This window comes from Mesorhizobium sp. WSM4976 (assembly GCF_029625685.1).
In the GTDB taxonomy this organism is placed as follows: domain Bacteria; phylum Pseudomonadota; class Alphaproteobacteria; order Rhizobiales; family Rhizobiaceae; genus Mesorhizobium.
In genome coordinates, this window is record NZ_JARTVT010000003.1 from 313,686 (window position 1) to 334,436 (window position 20,751).

General features: G+C 65.0%; 21 protein-coding genes. 11 read left to right on the plus strand and 10 right to left on the minus strand.

Going from position 1 to position 20,751, the window contains the following annotated elements:
* The 4 genes from P9272_RS05605 (at position 1) to deoA (ending at position 3,556) form a co-directional block, all read left to right on the plus strand.
* Positions 1-972 carry an ABC transporter permease gene (locus tag P9272_RS05605; RefSeq protein WP_278159638.1) on the plus strand — a complete coding sequence of 324 codons (972 nt, stop codon included), beginning with the start codon at positions 1-3 and terminating at the stop codon, positions 970-972.
* A 75-nt stretch (positions 973-1,047) separates the two neighbouring features.
* Positions 1,048-1,440, plus strand: coding sequence for a cytidine deaminase (gene cdd, locus P9272_RS05610; RefSeq protein ID WP_278159639.1), 393 nt, complete (start codon positions 1,048-1,050; stop codon positions 1,438-1,440).
* Positions 1,437-2,240 (plus strand): purine-nucleoside phosphorylase, encoded by an 804-nt coding sequence (locus P9272_RS05615; RefSeq protein WP_128256140.1) that lies wholly within the window; start codon positions 1,437-1,439, stop codon positions 2,238-2,240. Before cdd ends, P9272_RS05615 begins: the two co-directional genes overlap by 4 nt.
* Positions 2,240-3,556, plus strand: coding sequence for a thymidine phosphorylase (gene deoA / locus P9272_RS05620; protein ID WP_278159640.1), 1,317 nt, complete (start codon positions 2,240-2,242; stop codon positions 3,554-3,556). Before P9272_RS05615 ends, deoA begins: the two co-directional genes overlap by 1 nt.
* Before the next feature lie 2 nt (positions 3,557-3,558).
* Here the strand turns inward: deoA and P9272_RS05625 are convergent, their stop codons facing one another.
* The 3 genes from P9272_RS05625 to P9272_RS05635 all read right to left on the minus strand — a co-directional run bounded on the left by P9272_RS05625 (position 3,559) and on the right by P9272_RS05635 (position 5,997).
* The gene (locus tag P9272_RS05625; protein WP_278159641.1) at positions 3,559-4,125 is read right to left on the minus strand and encodes a TIGR02281 family clan AA aspartic protease; all 567 of its coding nucleotides are present in this window, start codon (positions 4,123-4,125) and stop codon (positions 3,559-3,561) included.
* Between the two features lie 107 nt (positions 4,126-4,232).
* The gene (gene upp, locus P9272_RS05630; RefSeq protein ID WP_027165262.1) at positions 4,233-4,862 is read right to left on the minus strand and encodes a uracil phosphoribosyltransferase; all 630 of its coding nucleotides are present in this window, start codon (positions 4,860-4,862) and stop codon (positions 4,233-4,235) included.
* A gap of 160 nt (positions 4,863-5,022) precedes the next feature.
* Positions 5,023-5,997 carry an adenosine deaminase gene (locus P9272_RS05635; RefSeq protein WP_278159642.1) on the minus strand — a complete coding sequence of 325 codons (975 nt, stop codon included), beginning with the start codon at positions 5,995-5,997 and terminating at the stop codon, positions 5,023-5,025.
* A 168-nt stretch (positions 5,998-6,165) separates the two neighbouring features.
* On the opposite strand from P9272_RS05635, the gene ubiE reads away from it, so the two are divergent.
* The 3 genes from ubiE to coaBC all read left to right on the plus strand — a co-directional run bounded on the left by ubiE (position 6,166) and on the right by coaBC (position 10,132).
* On the plus strand, positions 6,166-6,942 hold the full coding sequence (gene ubiE, locus P9272_RS05640) for a bifunctional demethylmenaquinone methyltransferase/2-methoxy-6-polyprenyl-1,4-benzoquinol methylase UbiE (protein WP_278159643.1): 777 nt from the start codon (positions 6,166-6,168) through the stop codon (positions 6,940-6,942).
* Positions 6,943-6,999: 57 nt separating this feature from the next.
* Entirely contained in the window at positions 7,000-8,574 is a 1,575-nt protein-coding gene (ubiB, locus tag P9272_RS05645; protein ID WP_128256135.1) for a 2-polyprenylphenol 6-hydroxylase, read from the plus strand.
* A 79-nt stretch (positions 8,575-8,653) separates the two neighbouring features.
* Positions 8,654-10,132 (plus strand): bifunctional phosphopantothenoylcysteine decarboxylase/phosphopantothenate--cysteine ligase CoaBC, encoded by a 1,479-nt coding sequence (coaBC, locus tag P9272_RS05650; protein WP_278159644.1) that lies wholly within the window; start codon positions 8,654-8,656, stop codon positions 10,130-10,132.
* On the opposite strand, the gene P9272_RS05655 is transcribed toward coaBC, so the two are convergent.
* The 7 genes from P9272_RS05655 to P9272_RS05685 form a co-directional block, all read right to left on the minus strand.
* On the minus strand, positions 10,129-11,580 hold the full coding sequence (locus tag P9272_RS05655) for an MFS transporter (protein ID WP_278159645.1): 1,452 nt from the start codon (positions 11,578-11,580) through the stop codon (positions 10,129-10,131). The two genes, coaBC and P9272_RS05655, sit on opposite strands and share 4 nt — an antisense overlap.
* A gap of 152 nt (positions 11,581-11,732) precedes the next feature.
* On the minus strand, positions 11,733-12,215 hold the full coding sequence (locus P9272_RS05660) for a DUF992 domain-containing protein (RefSeq protein WP_128256133.1): 483 nt from the start codon (positions 12,213-12,215) through the stop codon (positions 11,733-11,735).
* A 90-nt stretch (positions 12,216-12,305) separates the two neighbouring features.
* On the minus strand, positions 12,306-12,782 hold the full coding sequence (locus P9272_RS05665) for a DUF992 domain-containing protein (protein WP_278159646.1): 477 nt from the start codon (positions 12,780-12,782) through the stop codon (positions 12,306-12,308).
* Positions 12,783-12,988: 206 nt separating this feature from the next.
* Positions 12,989-13,840 carry a tetratricopeptide repeat protein gene (locus tag P9272_RS05670; protein WP_128256132.1) on the minus strand — a complete coding sequence of 284 codons (852 nt, stop codon included), beginning with the start codon at positions 13,838-13,840 and terminating at the stop codon, positions 12,989-12,991.
* Positions 13,841-13,972: 132 nt separating this feature from the next.
* Positions 13,973-14,239, minus strand: coding sequence for a 30S ribosomal protein S21 (gene rpsU / locus P9272_RS05675; RefSeq protein ID WP_027165252.1), 267 nt, complete (start codon positions 14,237-14,239; stop codon positions 13,973-13,975).
* Between the two features lie 179 nt (positions 14,240-14,418).
* Positions 14,419-14,805, minus strand: coding sequence for an SET domain-containing protein-lysine N-methyltransferase (locus tag P9272_RS05680; protein ID WP_278159647.1), 387 nt, complete (start codon positions 14,803-14,805; stop codon positions 14,419-14,421).
* A 166-nt stretch (positions 14,806-14,971) separates the two neighbouring features.
* The gene (locus P9272_RS05685; RefSeq protein WP_278159648.1) at positions 14,972-15,340 is read right to left on the minus strand and encodes a YrdB family protein; all 369 of its coding nucleotides are present in this window, start codon (positions 15,338-15,340) and stop codon (positions 14,972-14,974) included.
* Between the two features lie 204 nt (positions 15,341-15,544).
* Here P9272_RS05685 and P9272_RS05690 point away from each other — a divergent pair, with 204 nt between their 5' ends.
* The 4 genes from P9272_RS05690 (at position 15,545) to P9272_RS05705 (ending at position 20,725) form a co-directional block, all read left to right on the plus strand.
* Entirely contained in the window at positions 15,545-16,798 is a 1,254-nt protein-coding gene (locus P9272_RS05690) for a sarcosine oxidase subunit beta (protein ID WP_278159649.1), read from the plus strand.
* A 72-nt stretch (positions 16,799-16,870) separates the two neighbouring features.
* Positions 16,871-17,167: a sarcosine oxidase subunit delta gene (locus tag P9272_RS05695; RefSeq protein ID WP_040997306.1), complete on the plus strand. Its 297-nt coding sequence runs from the start codon at positions 16,871-16,873 to the stop codon at positions 17,165-17,167.
* Positions 17,164-20,157 (plus strand): sarcosine oxidase subunit alpha, encoded by a 2,994-nt coding sequence (locus tag P9272_RS05700; protein WP_278159650.1) that lies wholly within the window; start codon positions 17,164-17,166, stop codon positions 20,155-20,157. Before P9272_RS05695 ends, P9272_RS05700 begins: the two co-directional genes overlap by 4 nt.
* On the plus strand, positions 20,150-20,725 hold the full coding sequence (locus P9272_RS05705) for a sarcosine oxidase subunit gamma (RefSeq protein ID WP_128256128.1): 576 nt from the start codon (positions 20,150-20,152) through the stop codon (positions 20,723-20,725). Before P9272_RS05700 ends, P9272_RS05705 begins: the two co-directional genes overlap by 8 nt.
* Positions 20,726-20,751 lie beyond the last annotated feature (26 nt).

Sequence of the window (20,751 nt, forward strand, 5' to 3'; positions counted from 1 at the left end):
ATGGACATGTTCAACGCAGTCGTCCAGGTGCTGGATTCGACCATCCGCCTCTCGGTGCCGCTGCTGCTCGCCTGCCTGGCGGGCCTTTATTCGGAACGGGCCGGCATCTTCGACATCGGACTGGAAGGCAAGATGCTTGTCGGCGCCTTTGCCGGTGCCTCGGCCGCCGCCGTCTTCCACTCGGCCCTGATTGGCCTCGGCACGGCGATCCTGATCTCGGTCGCGTTCGCCTTGGTGCACGGCTTCGCCTCGATCACGCATCGCGGCAACCAGATCGTGTCCGGAGTGGCAATCAATTTCATCGCCGCCGGGTCGACCATCATCCTTGGCCAGGCCTGGTTCCAGCAGGGCGGGCGCACGCCGGCGCTGCAGCCGGGCGAACGCTTCGAGGCGATCACCTGGCCGGGCGCCGAGGCGATCAGGGATGTGCCGATCATCGGCCCGATCTATGCCGAGCTGATTTCCGGCCACTCGATCCTGGTCTATTTCGCCTTCGCCATGGTGCCGTTCACCTGGTGGGTGCTGTTTCGCACTCGCTTCGGGCTCAGGATGCGCGCCGTGGGTGAGAACCCGGCCGCTGTCGACACCGCGGGCATCTCGGTCGCGTGGCTGCGCTATCGCGCGCTGATCTGCACCGGTGTCCTGACCGGTGTTGCCGGCGCCTATCTTTCCATGGTCCAGAATGGCGGCTTCGTGAAGGACATGACGGCGGGCAAGGGCTATATCGCGCTGGCGGCGCTTATCTTCGCCAAGTGGAAGCCGGTCAACGCCATGTTCGCCTGCCTGCTATTCGGCTTCCTCGATGCGGCATCGATCCGCCTGCAGGGCTCGCCGCTGCCGATCATTGGCAAGGTGCCGGCGCAGTTCATGCAGGCGCTGCCCTATGTGCTGACCGTCGTTCTGCTCGCCGGGTTCATCGGCAAGGCCATTCCGCCGCGCGCCGGCGGCGTGCCTTACGTCAAGGAACGCTGAGATCGGGAACGCTGAGGTGGGAATTTCGTCCGCCGCGACCGGCATTTGAACAAGATCGTGGGAGAGAAGAACCGGATGTCGCATGATCTGTTCGAGGCGGCGAAGACGGCGATGGCCAAGGCCTACGCGCCCTATTCGAAATTTCCGGTGGGCGCCGCGCTCCGCACCGAGGACGGGCGCGTCTTCACCGGCGCCAACATCGAAGTGGCGTCCTATCCGGAAGGCTGGTGCGCCGAGACGACGGCGCTCGGGCACTACATCATGGGCGGCGGCGGCAGGATCGTCGAGATCGCGGTGGTCGCCGAACGCATGGCCAAATGCTCGCCCTGCGGCGGCTGCCGGCAGCGGCTGGCGGAATTCTGCCGGCCGGACACGAAGCTCTATCTCTGCGACGACACCGGCGTGTCAGAGACGGTCACCATGGGCGAGATGCTGCCCTACGGCTTCAGGGGCGATATTCTGAAATGATGGAAGCGCTGGATCATCTGGTCGAGAAGCTGGACGGGTTGGCGCCCAAGGCGGCGCTCGTGTTGGGTTCGGGCCTCGGCGGGCTGGTCGACCAGGTCAAGGATGCTAGGCGCATCTCCTACGCCGAGTTGCCGGGCTTCCCGCGCAGCGGTGTTTCCGGCCATGCCGGCGAGGTGGTTGCCGGGCATTTCGCCGGCACGCCGGTGCTGATGCTGTCCGGCCGCGCGCATTATTACGAGCATGGCAACGCCGCGGCGATGCGCCCGGCGCTGGAGGTGCTAGCCGGCATCGGCATCTCGCATCTGATCCTCACCAACGCCGCCGGCTCGGTCGAGCCGGACATGGGGCCGGGCTCGGTGATGCTGATCACCGACCACATCAATTTCTCCGGCTCCAACCCGCTGATCGGCGAGCCGAGCGACCGCCGTTTCGTCGGCCTCACCGAGGCCTATGATGCCGGCCTGCGCGGTGCGATCGAAAAGGCGGCGGAGGCGACCGGGACTTCGCTGCACAAAGGCGTCTACATGTGGTTCTCCGGCCCCTGCTTCGAGACGCCGGCCGAAATTCGCATGGCACGCGTGATGGGGGCCAGCGCCGTCGGCATGTCGACCGTGCCGGAGGTGATCCTGGCCCGCTTTCTCGGGCTCAAGGTGGCAGCCTGCTCGGTCATCACCAACCTGGCGGCCGGCATGACCGGAGCGGAGCTCTCGCACCAGGAGACCAAGGACATGGCCCCGGTCGGCGGCGCGCGGTTGGCGACGATCCTGCGGCGCGTCTTCCAGGACGGCTTGCCCGACTGATGCTGCCGCAGGAGATCATCCGCCGCAAGCGTGACGGCCACAGGCTCTCGTCCGACGAGATCACGGCCTTTATCGCCGGGCTGATGGCCGGCACCATCTCCGAGGGCCAGGTCGGCGCTTTCGCAATGGCCGTGTTCCTCAACGGCATGAGCCGCGAGGAAGCGGTGGCGCTGACGATCGCCATGCGCGATTCCGGCGATGTGCTCGACTGGTCCGACCTGCCGGGGCCGGTCACCGACAAGCATTCGACGGGTGGCGTCGGCGACAATGTCTCGCTGATGCTGGCGCCGATCGTTGCCGCTTGCGGCGCTTATGTGCCGATGATCTCGGGCCGTGGCCTGGGCCACACCGGCGGCACGCTGGACAAAATGGATGCCATCCCCGGCTATGTAAGCCAGCCGGATGTGGCACTTTTGCGTAAGACGGTGCTGGAAACGGGATGCGCCATCATTGGCCAAACCGCGGATCTGGCGCCCGCCGACCGCAGGCTCTACGCGATCCGTGACGTGACGGGAACGGTCGAATCCATACCGCTGATCACCGCTTCGATCCTGTCGAAGAAGCTTGCCGCGGGCCTGGGCTCGCTGGTGCTCGACGTCAAGCTCGGCAATGGCGCCTTCATGGAAAAGTCGCGCGATGCGGTGGCCCTGGCGAACAGCCTGGTGGAGGTCGCCAATGGCGCCGGCCTGAACGCTTCCGCGTTGGTGACGGGCATGAACGAACCGTTGGCTTCGGCTGCCGGTAACGCGGTCGAGGTGAAAAATGCGGTCGATTTCCTCACCGGCCGCTATCGCGACCGCCGGCTGGAGGAGGTGACGCTGGCGCTGGCGGCCGAGATGCTGCAGTCGGCGGGGCTGGTTTCGTCGCAGCAAGATGGTCTCAGGCGTGCGACCGAAGCGCTCGCCGGCGGCCGGGCGGCTGCCGCCTTCGCGCGGATGGTGTCCGCCCTGGGCGGTCCCGGCGATTTCATCGAGAAGCCTGAAAAATATCTGCCGACGGCGCCGGTCGAATTGGCTGTGACGGCGGAACAGGACGGGTTCGTGACCGGCATCGCCACGCGCGATATCGGGCTGGCCGTTGTCACGCTTGGCGGCGGGCGTTCCCGTCCGGATGACAAGATCGATCATGCGGTCGGCTTGACCCGGCTGCTGCCGGTCGGCGCCGAGGCGCGCTCAGGCGAGCCGCTGGCGCTGGTCCATGCCCGTACCGACCCGGAGGCGGAGGCCGCAGCGACGGCGGTGAGTGCCGCTTACACGATCGGGAGTTCCAAGCCACCCGCCGAGAAGACCGTGCTCAGGCGGATATTGGCTCGCTGATCCTACTGAACGAGCAGCAGCGCGCCGTCCTGGACCTGGTATTTCTGCAACCGCTGGAGGAAGCTCATGCCAATCAGGTTGGTCTGCAGGGCTCGGTCGTCAAGCACCATCGCCTGGACGTTGTCGACCGAGATCTTTCCGATCTGCAGGTGGTCGACTGTCACAACGGCGGCCTTGATCGCCCCATTGGCGGTGTTCACCTGTTGATTGAAATCCGACGGATTGAGCGAGATGCCGATCCTGCGCGCGGTCGAGCTGTTGATGGCGACCAGTGTCGCTCCGGTGTCGATCATGCCGTCGATCTGCCGGCCATTGAGCTTGAACTGCGATGTGAAATGGCCGCGGTCATCGGCATTAACCAGCACCTGGCGGCCAAGCGGCATCGGCGTAGCCGGCTTGACCGGGACCGAGACGAGATTGACCTGGGGCTCGGACTTCGGCGCCGCAGGCTGTGAGGCATCGGTCGATTTCAGCAGGCCGTCCACCAGATGCGGGTTAGCCTGATAGACGATCGGAATCGAAGCCGAAGTTCCGGCAAAGATGCCGAGGAGGAGAAGCTTGCGCAGCATGGATTGCCCCCTAGATCGAGGCCACATCCCTACGCCGGCATGGTGTTTTCCGCTTTAACGTGCGCCGGAATCACCCGGTTGTGTAAACGCGCGGTAAACGGATGCGCTCATTTTGTCCCGTACATGCGGTCGCCGGCGTCGCCAAGGCCGGGCATGATATAGCCTTTGTCGTTCAGCTGGCGGTCGATCGAGGCGGTGAAGATCGGCACATCCGGGTGCGCCTTGGTGAAGCGCTCGATACCCTCGGGTGCCGCGAGCAGGCACAGGAACCGGATGTTGGTGGCGCCGCGTCCCTTCAGCTTGTCGATCGCGGCGATCGCCGAATTGGCGGTCGCCAGCATCGGATCGACGACGATGACCAGGCGGTCGGCAAGGTCGCTCGGCGCCTTGAAGAAATACTCGACCGCTTCGAGTGTTTCGTGGTCGCGGTAGAGGCCGATATGGGCGACGCGGGCGGCCGGCACCAGGTCGAGCAGGCCTTCGAGCAGGCCGTTGCCGGCGCGCAGCACGGAAGCGAAGACCAGCTTCTTGCCTTCCAGCGTCGGCGCCTCCATCTCCTCGATCGGCGTCTCGATCATCGTCGTGGTCAGCTCGAGGTTGCGGGTCACCTCATAGCCGAGCAGCAGCGAAATCTCGCGCAGCAGCCGCCGGAAGCCGGCCGTCGAGGTCTCCTTCTTGCGCATGATGGTCAGCTTGTGCTGGACAAGGGGATGGTCGACGACGGTGACGCCCTGCATGATGTGCTCCGACTGGTTCGCAGTGGGTGGTAGTCAGTAGTGAGTAGTGAATAGTGAGCCGATTTGCGAGTCCTCGCCTCGGGAAAGCTCCGGCCTTCAACCGATCTAGCGGGCTCTGCCAAATCCATAACTACCGATTACCGACTGCTCCCTTGCTCGCTCACCGCACCTTCGCGTCCAATCGGCTAAGCAGCATCGCCTTGGTCTTCCTGTCGACGAACGCCGCCTCGATGGCCGTCCTGGTGACGGCGGTGAGCGCCTTGTCGTCCATGTGGAAATGCTCGGCGGCGATATCGTATTCGTGCTTCAGCGAGGTCCAGAAATAAGGTGGGTCATCAGAATTGAGCGTCACCTTGCAGCCGGCGGCGCGCAGCGCCGGAAAAGGATGGTCGGCGAAGCTGTCGAAGACTTTCAAAGCGATGTTGGAGCCAGGGCAGCATTCCAGCACCACCCCCTCGGCGGCGATGCGGCGGACGAGGTCCGGATTCTCGATGGCGCGCACGCCATGGCCGATGCGGGAGGGGCGGATGTGGTCAAGAGCGGCCGCCACACTTTCCCAGCCCATCAGCTCACCGGCATGGATGGTGATGCCGAGCCCGGCTTCCCGCGCGATCTCGAAGGCGCGAACATAATCCTCGAAATCACCGATGCGCTCGTCGCCGGCGACGCCGAAACCGCTCACCAGCGGATGGCCGCAGCGCGCAGCGAAGCGTGCCGCCTGCTCGATCGCCTCGACCCCGACATGGCGCACGCCGGTGACGATCATGCGGCCTTCGATCCCCGTCTTGGCCTTGGCGCGTGCCATGCCGTCGCCCAGCGCGTCGGTATAGGCCTTTGGCGAGAGGCCAGCCTTCTTCGCATGGTCCGGCGAGGTGAAGACTTCGGAATAGATGGCGCCGTCGCGGGCGAGGCTGGTCAGGTAATGGTCGGCCAGGCGCGCATAATCGTCTTCCGTGCGAAACAGGTCGGAAGCGAAATCGTAGGCAGCGAGAAACGAGCTGAAATCATGCCAGACGAAGGAGCCGTCCTGGATATAGGGCGAAGGGTCCTTGCCGTATTTGCGGGCCTGGCTGACGACGAGCTCCGGCGCCGCCGCCCCTTCGATGTGGCAGTGCAACTCGGCCTTCAAAATCATGCGGTCATTCCGCCCAGCATGCTGTTCTCGCAGGGAATCTGGCCGGAAAATCATGCGGGACCTTTCTCGACCGGGTTTTGCAAGCGCGGCCGAAAACCGCGCCTTGGACAATAGCGTCGGCACCATCGATCGGCTATGGTCCCGCCGGTTTTATGACGGATCAAAATAATGTCAGTTGAGAGAACGACGGCCGCGGGCGGCATGGAAACCTCCTATGGTTTCAGGAAGGTCGGGGCAGGCGAGAAGCAGCCCCTGGTCAACGACGTCTTCCATAAGGTGGCCAATCGATACGACCTGATGAACGATCTGATGTCGGCCGGGTTGCATCGGTTGTGGAAGGACGCGATGGTCGCCTGGCTGAACCCGCCGAAGCGGCCGGGCTGGAAGGTGCTCGATGTCGCCGGCGGCACCGGCGACATCGCCTTCAGGATCGTCGAGGCCAGCCAGCGCCAGGCGCATGCGACTGTGCTCGACATCAACGGCTCGATGCTCTCGGTTGGCCGCGACCGCGCCGAAAAGCTGGGCCTTGCAGCAAACACCGACTTCGTCGAGGCCAATGCCGAGGCGCTGCCGTTCGAGGACGACACCTTCGATGCCTATACGATCGCCTTCGGCATCCGCAACGTGCCGCGCATCGAGGTGGCGCTTGCCGAAGCGTATCGCGTGCTGAAGCGCGGCGGCCGGTTTCTGTGCCTGGAATTCTCGGAGGTCGAGATGCCGCTGCTCGACAAGGCCTATGAGTCCTGGTCGTTCAACGCGATCCCCAGGATCGGCAAGGCGGTGACCGGCGACGGTGAGCCCTATTCCTACCTCGTCGAATCCATCCGCAAGTTCCCCAACCAGCAGAATTTCGCGGCGATGATCGCCCGCGCCGGCTTCGACCGCGTCACGTTCCGCAACTATTCGGGCGGCATCGCCGCCCTTCATTCCGGCTGGAAGCTTTGAGGCTGGACCCTTGAAGCAGCCTCCTTTGACCAAGGCTCCTTTTGATCAGGATGGCCGATGAGCAGCGTCGCCGCCGCCTTCAGGCTCGTCAGGGCCGGCTGGGTGCTGGTCCGCGAGGGCGTCGTCGCGGCGCTGCCGGGCGAAGAACTCTCCGGCATGCCGAAATTCGGCTGGAGCGTGGCGCGGCTTTTCACCCGCCGCCGGGCACTGAGCTATCAGCGCGGCGACAGGCTGGCGCGCGCGGTGGTGCGGCTCGGACCCTCCTATGTCAAGCTCGGCCAGTTCCTGGCGACCCGGCCGGACGTCGTCGGCAACGACATGGCGCTCGACCTCGCGCTGTTGCAGGACAAGATGCACACGTTTCCGAAGGCGGAGGCGGTCCACGCGATCGAAGCCTCGCTCGGACGCAGGATCGACGACCTCTATGCCAGCTTCGGCGAACCGGTGGCGGCGGCCTCGATCGCACAGGTGCACAGCGCCGAGGTTGTGCGTGAGGGTGCTGCTTCGCGCGTGGCGGTCAAGGTCATCCGGCCCGGCGTGCGGCACCGCTTTTTCCAAGACCTCGAAAGCTATTTCCTCGCCGCCCGACTGCAGGAAAAATACATCCCTTCGTCGCGTCGGCTGCGCCCGGTCGAGGTGACCCAGACGCTGGCGCAGACCACCAGAATCGAGATGGATCTGAGGCTTGAGGCGGCGGCGCTTTCGGAGCTCGGCGAGAACACCAAGGACGATCCGGGATTCCGCGTGCCGGCAGTCGACTGGGAGCGGACCGGCCGCGACGTGCTCACCATGGAGTGGATCGACGGCGTCAAAATGAACGATATCGCCGGCCTTGCCGCCGCCGGTCATGACCTCAAGGCGATCGCCGCCAACCTCATCCAGTCGTTCCTCAGGCACACGCTGCGCGACGGCTTCTTCCATGCCGACATGCACCCGGGAAACCTGTTCGTCGAGGCGGACGGCACCATCGTCGCCGTCGATCTCGGCATCGCCGGGCGGCTCGGCAAGAAGGAGCGGCGTTTCCTCGCCGAGATCCTCTACGGCTTCATCGTGCGCGACTATCAGCGCGTCGCCGAGGTGCATTTCGAGGCGGGCTATGTGCCGCGCCAGCACAATGTCTCGGCCTTTGCGCAGGCGATCCGCGCCATCGGCGAACCGATCCACGGCCAATCGGCCGACACGATCTCGATGGCGAAGCTCCTGACCTTGCTGTTCGAGGTCACGGAGCTGTTCGACATGGCGACGCGGCCGGAGCTGATCCTGCTGCAGAAGACCATGGTGGTCGTCGAAGGTGTCGCCCGTACGCTCGATTCGGCCTTCAACATGTGGAAGACCTCGGAGCCCGTGGTCAGCGACTGGATCGCGGGCAATCTCGGTCCGCGCGGGCTGCTCACGGACGCGCGCGACGGCGCCAAGGCGCTGCTGGCCCTTGCAAGGCAGGCGCCCGACCTTGCAGCCCGCACCGACCGGCTGTCGCGCGAGATCGACCTGATGGCCGAGAACGGGCTGCGCTTTGACGAGGCGACCGCTCAAGCCATCGGCAAGGCCGAAGCGCGCCACACCCGTTCCGGCCGAGTGGCGCTGTGGCTGATCGCGCTGACGCTGATCTACATCGCATGGAAATTGCTCTGATTGCTTGCAATGCTAGCATCTGATTTGCTAGCGTTGCAGGCAATGACGGCTGTAGCCGCCGACGGTTGGGAGCGGGATCATGGGCACGATTACTGTCCGTAATCTAGCGGACGACGTGAAGCAGAGATTGCGCGAACGTGCTGCAGCACGAGGCGTGTCCATGGAAGAGGAGGCGCGCGAGATCCTGGGCAGAAGCGTTCTGTCCGCGGGAGCGGCGACCGCGCCGGAGGGCGAGAGCCTTTACGTGGCGATCCGCGGTCTGGTCGAGCCGCATGGCGGCTTTGATATTCAGCTGCCACTGTGCGGCCAATCCGTGGGAAGCCGCATCACTCTCTCCGGCAAGCGCATTCTGCTGATCATCGGCGGCGGCATCGCCGCCTATAAGTCGCTCGACCTGATTCGGCGGCTGCGCGAGCGCGGGGCGTCGGTGCGGGTGGTGATGACGACGGCCGCGAAGGAATTCGTCACCACGCTGTCGGTCGGCGCGCTTTCGGCCGACCATGTCTTCACCGACCTGTTCGACCGCAAGGACGAGCACGATGTCGGCCATATCAGGCTGTCGCGCGAGGCCGACCTGCTGGTGGTGGCGCCGGCCACCGCCGACCTGATGGCGAAGCTCGCCAACGGCCATGCCAACGACCTCGCCTCGACGGTGCTTCTGGCCACCGACAAGAAGGTGCTGATGGCGCCGGCGATGAATCCGAAGATGTGGGCGCATGCCGCTACACGCCGCAACCGGGCGACGCTGCAGAAGGACGGCATCGCCTTTGTCGGACCTGGCAAAGGCGAGATGGCCGAAAGCAACGAAGCCGGCGAGGGCCGCATGGCCGAACCGCTGGAGATCGTGGCCGCGATCGAGACGATGCTCGACGAGAAGCCGAAGCCGCTTGCGGGTCGCAGGATCATCGTCACCTCCGGACCGACGCATGAGCCGATCGATCCGGTGCGCTACATCGCCAATCGGTCTTCCGGCAAGCAGGGCCATGCCATCGCGGCCGCGCTTGCGCAACTCGGTGCCGATGTCAGGCTGGTCTCCGGCCCGGTCAACATCGCTGATCCGGCCGGCGTAGCGACCACGCATGTCGAAACAGCCGCGCAGATGAAGGAAGCGGTCGAGAGCCTGTTGCCGGCGGATGCCGCCGTGTTTGTCGCGGCGGTCGCCGACTGGCGCACGGCGAATGCCGCCGGCGAGAAGATCAAGAAGGTGGCGGGCAAGGGGCCGCCTTCACTGCAGATGGTCGAGAATCCCGATATCCTGGCCGGCATCGGCCATCATGCGCAGCGGCCAGGCCTCGTCGTCGGCTTCGCCGCCGAGACGCAGGACCTCATCGCCAATGCCGAGGCCAAACTTAAGAAGAAGGGGGCGGACTTCATCGTCGCCAACGACGTTTCGCATGAAAGCGGCATCGGTCCGTCGGGCGTTATGGGCGGCGACCGCAACAAGGTGCGCATCGTCTCCAAGACCGGCGTCGAGGAGTGGCCGGAGATGGGCAAGGACGAGGTGGCGGCGCGGCTCGCCGCGCTCATCGCGGAGCGGCTCGCGACAGTCGTCGTCTAGCCGGCCGCCTGTCGAGGCCGCAGCGGGGGCAGCGCGATCCTGAGCGCGGCGATGCATCCAAAGATCCCGAGCGGCACGAAGACGAGGAACAGCCAACCGGCGACGGTCGCGGCCGCCTCGCGGCTAAGGCCATCGGAGAAGCCGCAGGCGTTGGCGATAATGCCGGCGACGGCCGCGCCGACGGCGTAGCCTATGCGCTGCATGGTGGGCACCGCGGCCGAGGCGATCGTCTGCTCGCCATCGCGGGCAGAAGCGACGATGACGCGGGTCAGGAACGGCCAAGCGACGCCGAAGCCGCCGCCTTGCAAAAGCGCGCAAAGCAGGATCAGCGGGATCGAGCCAGTCGGGATCGTGTAGGCGAAACCCGCGAGGCCGGCGGCGATCATCAGCGCGCCGACGACGATGATCGACCGCTCGTGATGCAGCGGCGCATTGGCGACGGCGATCGACAGGATCGACCAGGCGATCGATTCGGCGGCGATGATGTAGCCTGTCGTCAGGAGCGGGATGCCGTGCAGCGTGGTCAGCAGCAACGGCCCGTAAATGGCGAATGTGCAGGTCGCCACGGAGAAGGCAGCCACCATGGTCATGCCGCTGCCGAGCGCGGAATTCCAGGAAAAGAGATGCGAGGGAAAGAGGCGCGAGCGCGGCTTCAGCGCGTCGACGCGGAAGAACAGCGCGAGGCCGGCCAGACCAAGCAGTATGAACAATGACGAGCGCAGCAAGGCGATGTCGACGCCCGCTGCGGCGATCAGCAAGACGCTGACGGCAAGGCAGCCGAGTGCCAGGAAGGGAAAGGCTGGCGTCTGGCCGGCGCCGGCCTGCGGCCGCTTCGCCTGCGGCGTGCCGAGGACGGCGAAGCTCGCGAGCGCCATGGCCGCGCCGCCAAACGTGAAAACGCCGAAGGCCCAGCGCCAGGACAAGAAGTCGACCATGACTGCGCCGAGCATCGGGCCGCTGAAGGCGGCAACACCCCAGATCGCCGAGATGATGCCGAAAAGCTGCGGCCAGATGTTGCGCGGGAACAGGCGCTCGACCGAGACGAAGGCGAGCGAGACGAGCGCACCGCCGCCCAGGCCTTCGACCAGCCGCCCGGCTAGGAAGATGGGCATCGATGGCGCGGTGGCGCAGACCAGCGCGCCAGCAGCATAAAGAAGGGCCGCGGCCATCATGTTGGTGCGTAAGGCGACGAAGCTGACCAGCCGGCCGGCGGCGGCCCCCGCGACGATGGCGCCGAGTTCGTACACGGCAAGCGACCAGCCGACGAACTGCACGCCGGCAATATCGCCGACCATCGCCGGCATGACCGTTGCGATCATTGTCTCATTGGTGGCATGGAGCAGGATGCCGAGGCTGATGAAGCAGAAGCGAGCCAGGTCGCCATTTGCCCACAGCGCCCGCCAATCAATCTTATCGCCGCCTGCCTTGTTGCCGCTTGCTGCCGTCACGTCGATCTCCTGCTTACGATTCGCAGCCTCATCCGCATCGCGAATGGGTGCCAGATCCAGTTCGGCCGGGCTTGTAGAACCTCAAGCGCAGTTGAGCTCAAGAGGCTTTTCGCTTGTCGGGGCAGTAACGCTCCACCGGCTTTGGCGGGCAATCAGTTCGCCATGCTGCGCAGCTGGAACTGGCTGACGCCGATGGCGATGTTGAGACCGGTCTGGGCCTGGACGCTGAACGGCTGCAGGGTGAAGGCATTGCCGGTGCCTCCGACCAGGAGATTGGCGCCGGCGCCGACCGCGGCAGTCACTTCGGCGCTGGCGCCGACATAATCGCCGGCCAGCGCGCCTGGGGCGTAAATGTTGTTCATGGGCGTCAGCACCAGCCAGCGCATCACGCTCTGGCTGGTCGTGCCGATGTCAAGACCATATTTGTTGACGGCGCCGAAATAGGCTTCCGGCGCAAAGGTCTTGTCGGCCGGCGTGAAGGTGCAGCTCAGATCCTTGCTGGAGCCGAAGACGAAGCCGGTGCCGCCGCCGATGGCGCAATCCAAGATGCCGAGTTCGACGCCGCCGGTCTCCGCTCGGGCCTGCCCGGCCAGTGCAAGAATCGCGATCGCGGCTGCGGCGATGATCCTCGACATATGTCCCCCCAAAAAGCATGCGGCCCGGAACGGCCACAATGTCCTGTTCCGGGCCGCGCGTATAGGCGGATGTCGTTAGCGGCTGAGTGCCTATTTGTAGGAGTGGACGAGGTCCAGCGACGCCACCGCGACGGCCAGGTTCACGCCGGTCTGCGCCTGGACGCTGAGCGGCTCCAGCATGAAAGCGCCGTCGAGGCCGCCGACCAGGAGATTGGCGCCGCCGCCGGTCACCACGGAAGCCTCGGCGTTAACGCCGTAATAGCTGCCGGCGAGGTCGCCCGCCTCATGGTGGCGCGTGGCGGCAAGCACCGCCCAGACGAGCTGGCCCTGATGCGTCTGGCCGAGATCGACGCCGAGCTTGGAGATCATGCCGGTGTACTGCTCGGCGGGACCGTGATGATAGGGACGGAAGGTGCAGGACACACCCTTGTTGGACGTGATGATATAGCCGACGCCGCCATCGATGGTGCAATCGAGCGTGCCGAGACGGAGCGTGCCGGCGCTGACGGGGGAAGCGAGGACCGTGGCGGCAAGCGCGGCCGCGGCACAGGCAAGAGATTTGATCATTGGAAAGGTCCTTTCGCGAAAATCGTGGCCCCGGCATGAACGGTCGAGGTGCGCGGAGCGTTCCGCCGAAAACTTGGCGCGAACATGGCAAAGGTTAACGCATTGCCGTGGGCGGTTAACGGATCGCTATCGGCGTTTCCGCGGCGCAACACTGCGGTCGCCAGCGGCGACCGCGCCTCGTGCGAGATGCACTTCCGTTACCGCCTTCAGCTGGCGTTGCCGCCGGTGCGCGACAGGCCGTCCTTGGCCGGCTGGTAGTTCGGGTCGAGATGGATCGCCTCGCGGTAAGATTTGGCGGCCCTTACCTTGTCGCCACGGCGCTCGTAAATCAGCGCCTGGTTGGCCCAGGCCTCCGCATTCTTGCCGTCGAGCTTGATGGCCATATTGAAATCGGAGAAGGCGTTGTCCTCGTCGCCTGTCGCCAGATAGGAGAGGCCGCGGCCGTTGTAGGGCTCTGCGGCGTCCGGCGCCAGCGAGATCGCGGTCGAGAAATCCTCGATGGCGAATTTGTGCTGGCCCTGGCTCTGATAGATCAGGCCACGATTGTGGTAGGCGCGCGCATCCGTGGTGTCGAGCTGGATCGCCTTCTGGAAGTCGTTGAAGGCGTCCTGGGTGCGGCCCGCCTTGCGGTAGAGATTGCCGCGGCCGATATAGGCGGCGTCGTAATTGGCGTTGATCTGGATCGAGCGGTTGTAGTCGGCCAAAGCCGCTTGCTGATTGCCGAGGAAACGTTGGATCAGCGCGCGGTTCGAATAGGCCTGGTAGAAATTCGGGTTGAGCTGGATGGCCTGATTGAAGTCTTTGAGCGCCGCCTGGTACTGGCCGCCGCGGCCATAGGCCGAGCCGCGCACATTATAGCCCTCGGGATCCTGCGGATTGCGTTGGATGACCGCCGAGAGCGAAGAGATGTTCTCGCTCGACGCTTGCGCCTTGTCGACGGAGTTGAACTCTCCCGTCGGGGTCGTCTGGCATGCTGCAAGCGTCAGGCCCGAAAGCAGAGCCGCCGTCAGGGCGAAGCCGCGAAAAGCGGATTTGCGCTCCACGGAAATTGCGTTCATCTTTGTCCTCACTGCCGCAGCGCCGTCCGTCCGTTCCCTCTCCGAACCGGCTCTCATGCATAAACAAAAAGGTGGCGGCGATTCCGCATCGCGCCACCCTCGGTATCCTTCGAAAAGGACAAAAAATAGGCGTTATGAGCGCGGAGAGCGCGAAGCGCCGGCGGCACCAGCCGGAGCCGGACGCGGGGTCATCGGCAGCAGGCCTTCGCGCTGGGCGCGCTTGCGAGCCAGCTTGCGGGCGCGGCGCACGGCCTCGGCCTTCTCGCGGGCACGCTTCTCGGACGGCTTCTCGTAGTGACCGCGCATCTTCATTTCGCGGAAAATACCTTCGCGCTGCATCTTCTTCTTCAGCGCGCGAAGCGCCTGATCAACGTTGTTGTCGCGGACGAGTACCTGCACGGGCAATCCTGTCTTCGGGTTTGAAATCGTTAGGCAAACAGCCATAGCTGACATGCCTCCGCGGCGAGCTGCACCGCGAATTGTGGCGGCTGATAGCAGAATCAGGCTGGGATGTCCACCTCTGATTGCGGGAAAGCGCGATCAAAAGCCGATGCGCTGTCCCTTGACGCTTGCTCGCTCTACGCGGTCGTCAGATGGAGGCGGGCAAAATCCTCGAAAAACTCGCCATAATCGCAGGTGATTTCCTCGCCGGCGGCGATGTCGCGAATGGCGACGGCGCCGCCATATTGCGAGAAATCCGTGTTCGGCCGCTCGGAGTGGTTCATGAAGCGGCCATTGTCGACCTCGTAGACCATGAAGCCGGGCTTGTCCGGGCTCGGATAGGCGTAGCGGTCGAGCAGTTCCCGCAGATGCGGGGATGCTGCTTCATATTTTTCCATCGGGATCAGCCGGTCAAAATCGGGGTCGAGGCGCCAGATCGATGCGCCTTTTCGGATCGGCTCGGCGGCGAAGACGCCGACGCCCTCGATGGTGCTCTGGGCGACATAGGTTCTGATCAGAAGCATCGTTCCCCATCCGGTTTCGACGGGAAACGAAAATCGTCAAAATGGGCCGGAATGCAAGGCCGTTTCGCGAGATTTCAGCGTATGAGCATGTCCGCCGTTCGCCTCGCGGATCACGTCCCGTTGATGGAAGCGTCCGGCTTTGGCCGCGGCACAGGCCGCTGTTGCCCTACTGCCGCAACAACCAGCCCAGCCGGTTCAACGAGAAGGCGTAGCTGAGGGCGATCAGCAGGGCCATGACGAGGCCGGCGGCCGCGTGACCTGCCACATAGAACCCGGCGGCGCCGCCGAGCAATATGATGAGTTCCAGCGCCAGCCGCACCCCGCCCGGCACCGGCACCGGTGCTCGGCCTGACCGGCTTGGGTCGTCGGGAACCGCGAAGATTCCCCACAGCGCAGCCGCAATAAGAGGCGAGGCCAAGGCGAGGAGCCAGCGCCACCACCCTTCGGACAGGCTCCAGGATGCGACGCCGAGCCCGAGCAGCGCTGCAAGTTCCAGCAGAAAGCGCAAGGTCAGATTCCACCAGGCGTTGCCCATATCTATCCTCCAAGCCTCGTAGCAGTCGGTATGGCCGATCGCGGCTGCGGCTACCAGCCTGGATGCCATCCTATCGGCATGGCGCAAAGCGGCAAGCGCCGTCGCAAACAGCGCAAGGATGACATCGCGGTTTCGCTAGTGATACACCTCGCGTGACGGGAGAGGCCCGGACGAATTCCGCGATTTTTGGCGCGAGGCTACAACGTGAAGAAATACTCGGTATTCGCTATTGCCCGTGAGGCGATGCGCGGTCACAAGGGCTGGGAAGAACAATGGACCTCGCCCGAGCCGAAGAAGGAATACGACGTCATCATCGTCGGGGCTGGCGGCCACGGACTGGCGACGGCGTATTACCTGGCGAGCGAGCACGGCATCACCAACATCGCAGTGCTCGAAAAAGGCTGGCTCGGCGGCGGCAACACCGGCCGCAACACCACCATCATCCGCTCCAACTATCTCTATGACGAAAGCGCCGGCATCTACGACCATGCGCTGAAGCTGTGGGATGGGCTCTCCCAAGAGCTCAACTACAACGTCATGTATTCGGCGCGCGGCGTGATGATGCTGGCGCACAACGTGCATGACGTGCAGGTGTTCAAGCGCCACATCCATGCCAACCGGCTCAACGGCATCGACAATGAATGGCTGACGCCGGAAGAGGCGAAGGCGTTCTGTCCGCCGCTCAACATTTCCAGGGAAGCGCGCTATCCGGTGATGGGCGCGGCGCTGCAGCGGCGCGGCGGCACGGCGCGTCACGACGCGGTCGCCTGGGGCTATGCGCGCGGCGCGTCGGCGCGCGGCGTCCACATCATCCAGAACTGCGAAGTCACCGGCATCAAGCGGGCGGCCAACGGCGCAGTCAGCGGCGTCGAGACGACGCGCGGCTTCATCGGCGCCAAGAAGGTCGGTGTGGTCGCGGCCGGCCATTCCTCGGTGATCATGAACATGGCCGGCGTGCGCATGCCGCTCGAAAGCTATCCGCTGCAGGCGCTGGTGTCGGAGCCGGTCAAGCCGGTGGTGCCCTGCGTGGTGATGTCGAACACGGTGCACGCCTATATCTCGCAATCGGACAAGGGCGAGTTGGTCATCGGCGCCGGAACCGACCAGTATGTCTCCTATTCACAGACCGGCGGCCTGCACATATTGCAGCATACGCTCGACGCCATTTGCGAGATGTTCCCGATCTTCACGCGCATGAAGATGCTGCGCTCCTGGGGCGGCATTGTCGACGTGACCCCGGACCGCTCGCCGATCCTGGCGAAGACGCCGGTCAAGGGGCTTTACGTCAATTGCGGCTGGGGCACAGGCGGCTTCAAGGCGACGCCCGGCTCGGGCAATGTCTTCGCGCATACCATCGCGAAGGACGAGCCGCACCCGATCAACGCACCCTTCACGCTCGAGCGCTTCCGCACTGGACGCCTCATCGACGAGGCCGCGGCGGCGGCGGTGGCGCACTGATGATGGTTCAGCTGTTTTGCGATCAACCGGCCGGCGCCCGCGCTGGTCACGGCAAGTTTTAGGATCTCCCAGATGCTTCTCATCCGCTGCCCCTATTGCGAGGAAGAGCGCCCGGAACTCGAGTTCCGCAATGCCGGCGAGGCGCATATCGCGCGCCCGACCAACATTGCCGCCGAGAGCGATGACGATTTCGAGAAATTCTTCTTCATCCGCGCGAATCCCAAGGGTGTCATCTATGAGCGCTGGCGGCACATCCATGGCTGCGCGCGCTTCTTCAACGCGGTGCGTGACACCGTCACCGACAAGTTCGTCATGACCTACAAGGCCGGCGAGCCGAAGCCCGCGAAGCTGCCCGGAGCCTCGAAATGAACGCCATGTTCCGCATTTCCGGCGCCGGGCGCCTTAGCCAGGCGAAGACCGCCTCCTTCACCTTCGACGACAAGTCCTATATCGGCATCGAGGGCGATACTTTGGCCTCGGCGCTGCTTGCCAACGGCGTGCATCTGGTCGGCCGTTCGTTCAAGTACCACCGGCCGCGCGGCGTCCTGTCGGCCGGCGCGGAGGAGCCCAACGCGCTGGTGCAGATCGTGCGCGACGATGCGCGCAAGACGCCGAATGTTCGCGCCACCGTGCAGGAGCTCTATGACGGGCTGACGGCCCATTCGCAGAACCGTTGGCCGTCGCTTGCCTTCGACGTCGGCGCCGTCAACGACGTCGCCTCGCCGCTATTTTCGGCCGGCTTCTACTACAAGACCTTCATGTGGCCGAAGTCGGCCTGGAAGAGCCTTTACGAGCCGAAAATCCGCGCCGCCGCAGGCCTTGGCGTTTCTCCGGACCAGCCGGACCCGGACCATTATGCCTCGCGCTACGCGCATTGCGAGGTGCTGGTGCTGGGCGGGGGTGCTGCCGGCATTGCCGCGGCGCTTGCCGCCGCCGAAACTGGCGTGCGGGTGATCCTCGCCGACGAGCAAGCCGAATTCGGCGGCAGCCTGCGCTTCGAGAGCGGCGCCAGGATCGACGACCAGGACGGCTATGCATGGGCTCAAGGCGCGATCGCGAAGCTCAAGGCGATGGACAATGTGCGCGTGCTCTCCCGCACCACCGCCTTCGGCTATTACGCGCAGAACTTCGTAGGCCTGGTCGAGCGGGTAAGCGATCACCTGAAGAACCCTGGCCACGATCTGGCGCGCGAACGCCTGTGGCAGGTGCGCGCCGGCCGTGTCGTGATCGCCACCGGCGCCATCGAGCGCCACATGGTGTTCGCCAACAACGACCGTCCGGGCGTCATGCTGGCGTCCGCGGCGCGCACCTATCTCAACCACTTCGGCGTTGCCGTGGGCAGAAATGTCGGCGTCTATACGGCCAATGATTCCGCCTATGCAGCGGCAATCGACCTCAAGAAGGCCGGCGTCAACATCGCGGCCATCGTTGACCTCCGCGACAATCCGGCCGGGCCGGCGATCGACGAGGCGAGGGCGCTCGGCATCGAGATCAATTTCGGCCGCGCGGTGGTCAGCGCCGGCGGCAAGCTGCGCGTCTCCTCGATGACCGTGCAGCCGAAGAATGGCGGCGGCGGGCGCACCATCCCGGTCGACGCGATCCTGATGTCGGCCGGCTGGACCCCGTCGGTGCATCTCTTCTCGCAGTCGCGCGGCAAGGTCGCCTTCAACGACGAGACCAAGCGTTTCGTGCCCGGCACCTACGCGCAAGATTGCGTCTCGGTCGGCGCCTGCAACGGCACGGATGGGTTGGACGCAACGGTCGACGAGGCCTATGCGGCCGGCGCCAAGGCGGCGAAGGAGGCCGGCGGCAAGGCCGGAAAAGGCGCCAAGCCAAAGGTCGATGCCGGCGAGAGCTGGTCGCGCGGGATGCTGGGCGCGGCGCCCGGCGCCGGGCCGGGCACCACGGTCAAGGCCTTCGTCGATTTCCAGAACGATGTGACCGCCAAGGACATCCGCCAGGCGGTGCATGAGGGCATGCGCTCGATCGAGCACGTCAAGCGCTTCACCACCAACGGCATGGCGACCGACCAGGGCAAGACGTCGAACATGCATGGCCTGGCGATCGCCGCCGACGAACTCGGCAAGCCGATCCCGCAAGTCGGCCTCACCACGTTCCGTGCACCCTATACGCCGGTAACCTTCGGCTCGATCGTCGGCCACGCGCGCGGCGCCCTGTTTGACCCGACCCGCCGCACAGCGACGCATGGCTGGGCCGCTTCGCAAGGTGCTGTGTTCGAGGATGTCGGCCACTGGAAGCGCGCCTGGTATTTCCCCAGGGCCGGCGAGGACATGCACGCCGCCGTCAACCGCGAATGCGTGACGGTGCGCAAGGTCGGCGGCCTGTTCGACGCCTCGACGCTCGGCAAGATCGAGGTGGTCGGGCCAGACGCGGCGAAGTTCATGGAACTGCTCTACACCAATCCATGGGAGAAGCTCGAAACCGGCCGCTGCCGCTACGGCATCATGCTGCGTGAGGACGGCTTCATCTATGACGACGGCGTCGTCGGCCGGCTGGCGCCGGACCGTTTCCATGTCACGACAACCACCGGCGGCGCGCCGCGCGTCATGAACCACATGGAGGATTACCTTCAGACCGAGTTCCCGCATCTCAATGTCTGGCTGACGTCCATCACCGAGCAATGGGCGGTCATCGCGGTGCAGGGGCCGAAGTCGCGCGACATCATCGCGCCGCTGGTCGAAGGCATCGACATGTCGGACGAGGCGATGCCGCATATGTCGGTGCGCGAGGGCAAGATCTGCGGCGTGCCGACCAGGCTGTTCCGCATGTCCTTCACGGGCGAACGTGGCTTCGAGGTCAACGTGCCGGCCGACTACGGCGAGGCTGTGTGGGAAGCGCTGTGGGCCGAAGGCCAGAAGCATGGCGCGACCGCCTACGGCACCGAAACGATGCACGTGCTGCGCGCCGAGAAGGGCTATATCATCGTCGGCCAGGACACCGACGGCACGGTGACGCCGAACGATGCCGGGCTCGACTGGGCGGTCGGCAAGAAGAAGACTGATTTTGTCGGCATCCGCGGCCTGACCCGGCCGGACCTTGTGGCCAAGGACCGCAAGCTGCTTGTCGGACTGAAGACCAAGGATCCGAAGGTGGTGCTGGAAGAGGGCGCGCAGATCGTCGCGGATCCGAAGCAGCCGATCCCGATGAAGATGATCGGCCATGTCACCTCCAGCTACTGGTCGGAGAATTGCGGGCGCTCGATCGCGCTGGCGCTGGTTGCCGGCGGGCGCGACCGCATGGGTGAGACGCTCTATGTGCCGATGCCGAACGGCACGATCGAGGTGGAAATCACCGGCATGGTGTTCGTCGACGAGAAGGGAGAACGCCTCAATGGCTAAGGCCGCCAAGACAAAAGCCGCTGAAGCCTCGGTCGAGCGGCGTCCCGCGCTTGCCGGCCGCACGCTTTCTGCGCCCGGCGTGAAGGTGGAGATGCTGGCTCCGGCCGAGCGGATCTCGCTGCGCGCGCCGCAGGCTTCGCTTGCGGCGCTCTCCAAGGCGCTCGACGTGACGCTGCCGGCGCAGCCGAAGAGCTCGGCGGCGAAGGATGGGCGCACGGCGCTGTGGCTCGGCCCGGACGAATGGCTGATCATCGACGAGGCCGGCAACGATCCGCTCGCCGATTGCGCCAAGGTGACGGCGCTGCATTCGGCGGTCGGCATCTCGCACCGCAATGTCGGGATTTCGGTCGCCGGACCAGCGGCCGCCGTGACGGTCAATTCGGGCTGCCCGCAGGACCTGTCGCTCGAGGCTTTCCCGGTGGGTGCTGCCTCGCGCACCATTCTCGGCAAATCCGAGATCGTGCTGTTGCGCACCGCGGAAGACAGCTTTCGCGTGGAATGCTGGCGTTCCTTCTCGGACTATGTCTTTACTTTGCTGTCGGAAGCGGCGAGCGACGCGGCGAACTGATCCTCGCTGCAATGGGTGCGGGGAAC

Coding starts and splice junctions, on each gene's coding strand:
- P9272_RS05605 (WP_278159638.1), top strand. CDS start 1: ATGGACATGTTCAACGCAGTCGTCCAGGTGCTGGATTCGACCATCCGC.
- cdd (WP_278159639.1), top strand. CDS start 1,048: ATGTCGCATGATCTGTTCGAGGCGGCGAAGACGGCGATGGCCAAGGCC.
- P9272_RS05615 (WP_128256140.1), top strand. CDS start 1,437: ATGATGGAAGCGCTGGATCATCTGGTCGAGAAGCTGGACGGGTTGGCG.
- deoA (WP_278159640.1), top strand. CDS start 2,240: ATGCTGCCGCAGGAGATCATCCGCCGCAAGCGTGACGGCCACAGGCTC.
- P9272_RS05625 (WP_278159641.1), bottom strand. CDS start 4,125: ATGCTGCGCAAGCTTCTCCTCCTCGGCATCTTTGCCGGAACTTCGGCT.
- upp (WP_027165262.1), bottom strand. CDS start 4,862: ATGCAGGGCGTCACCGTCGTCGACCATCCCCTTGTCCAGCACAAGCTG.
- P9272_RS05635 (WP_278159642.1), bottom strand. CDS start 5,997: ATGATTTTGAAGGCCGAGTTGCACTGCCACATCGAAGGGGCGGCGGCG.
- ubiE (WP_278159643.1), top strand. CDS start 6,166: ATGTCAGTTGAGAGAACGACGGCCGCGGGCGGCATGGAAACCTCCTAT.
- ubiB (WP_128256135.1), top strand. CDS start 7,000: ATGAGCAGCGTCGCCGCCGCCTTCAGGCTCGTCAGGGCCGGCTGGGTG.
- coaBC (WP_278159644.1), top strand. CDS start 8,654: ATGGGCACGATTACTGTCCGTAATCTAGCGGACGACGTGAAGCAGAGA.
- P9272_RS05660 (WP_128256133.1), bottom strand. CDS start 12,215: ATGTCGAGGATCATCGCCGCAGCCGCGATCGCGATTCTTGCACTGGCC.
- P9272_RS05665 (WP_278159646.1), bottom strand. CDS start 12,782: ATGATCAAATCTCTTGCCTGTGCCGCGGCCGCGCTTGCCGCCACGGTC.
- P9272_RS05670 (WP_128256132.1), bottom strand. CDS start 13,840: ATGAACGCAATTTCCGTGGAGCGCAAATCCGCTTTTCGCGGCTTCGCC.
- P9272_RS05680 (WP_278159647.1), bottom strand. CDS start 14,805: ATGCTTCTGATCAGAACCTATGTCGCCCAGAGCACCATCGAGGGCGTC.
- P9272_RS05685 (WP_278159648.1), bottom strand. CDS start 15,340: ATGGGCAACGCCTGGTGGAATCTGACCTTGCGCTTTCTGCTGGAACTT.
- P9272_RS05695 (WP_040997306.1), top strand. CDS start 16,871: ATGCTTCTCATCCGCTGCCCCTATTGCGAGGAAGAGCGCCCGGAACTC.
- P9272_RS05700 (WP_278159650.1), top strand. CDS start 17,164: ATGAACGCCATGTTCCGCATTTCCGGCGCCGGGCGCCTTAGCCAGGCG.
- P9272_RS05705 (WP_128256128.1), top strand. CDS start 20,150: ATGGCTAAGGCCGCCAAGACAAAAGCCGCTGAAGCCTCGGTCGAGCGG.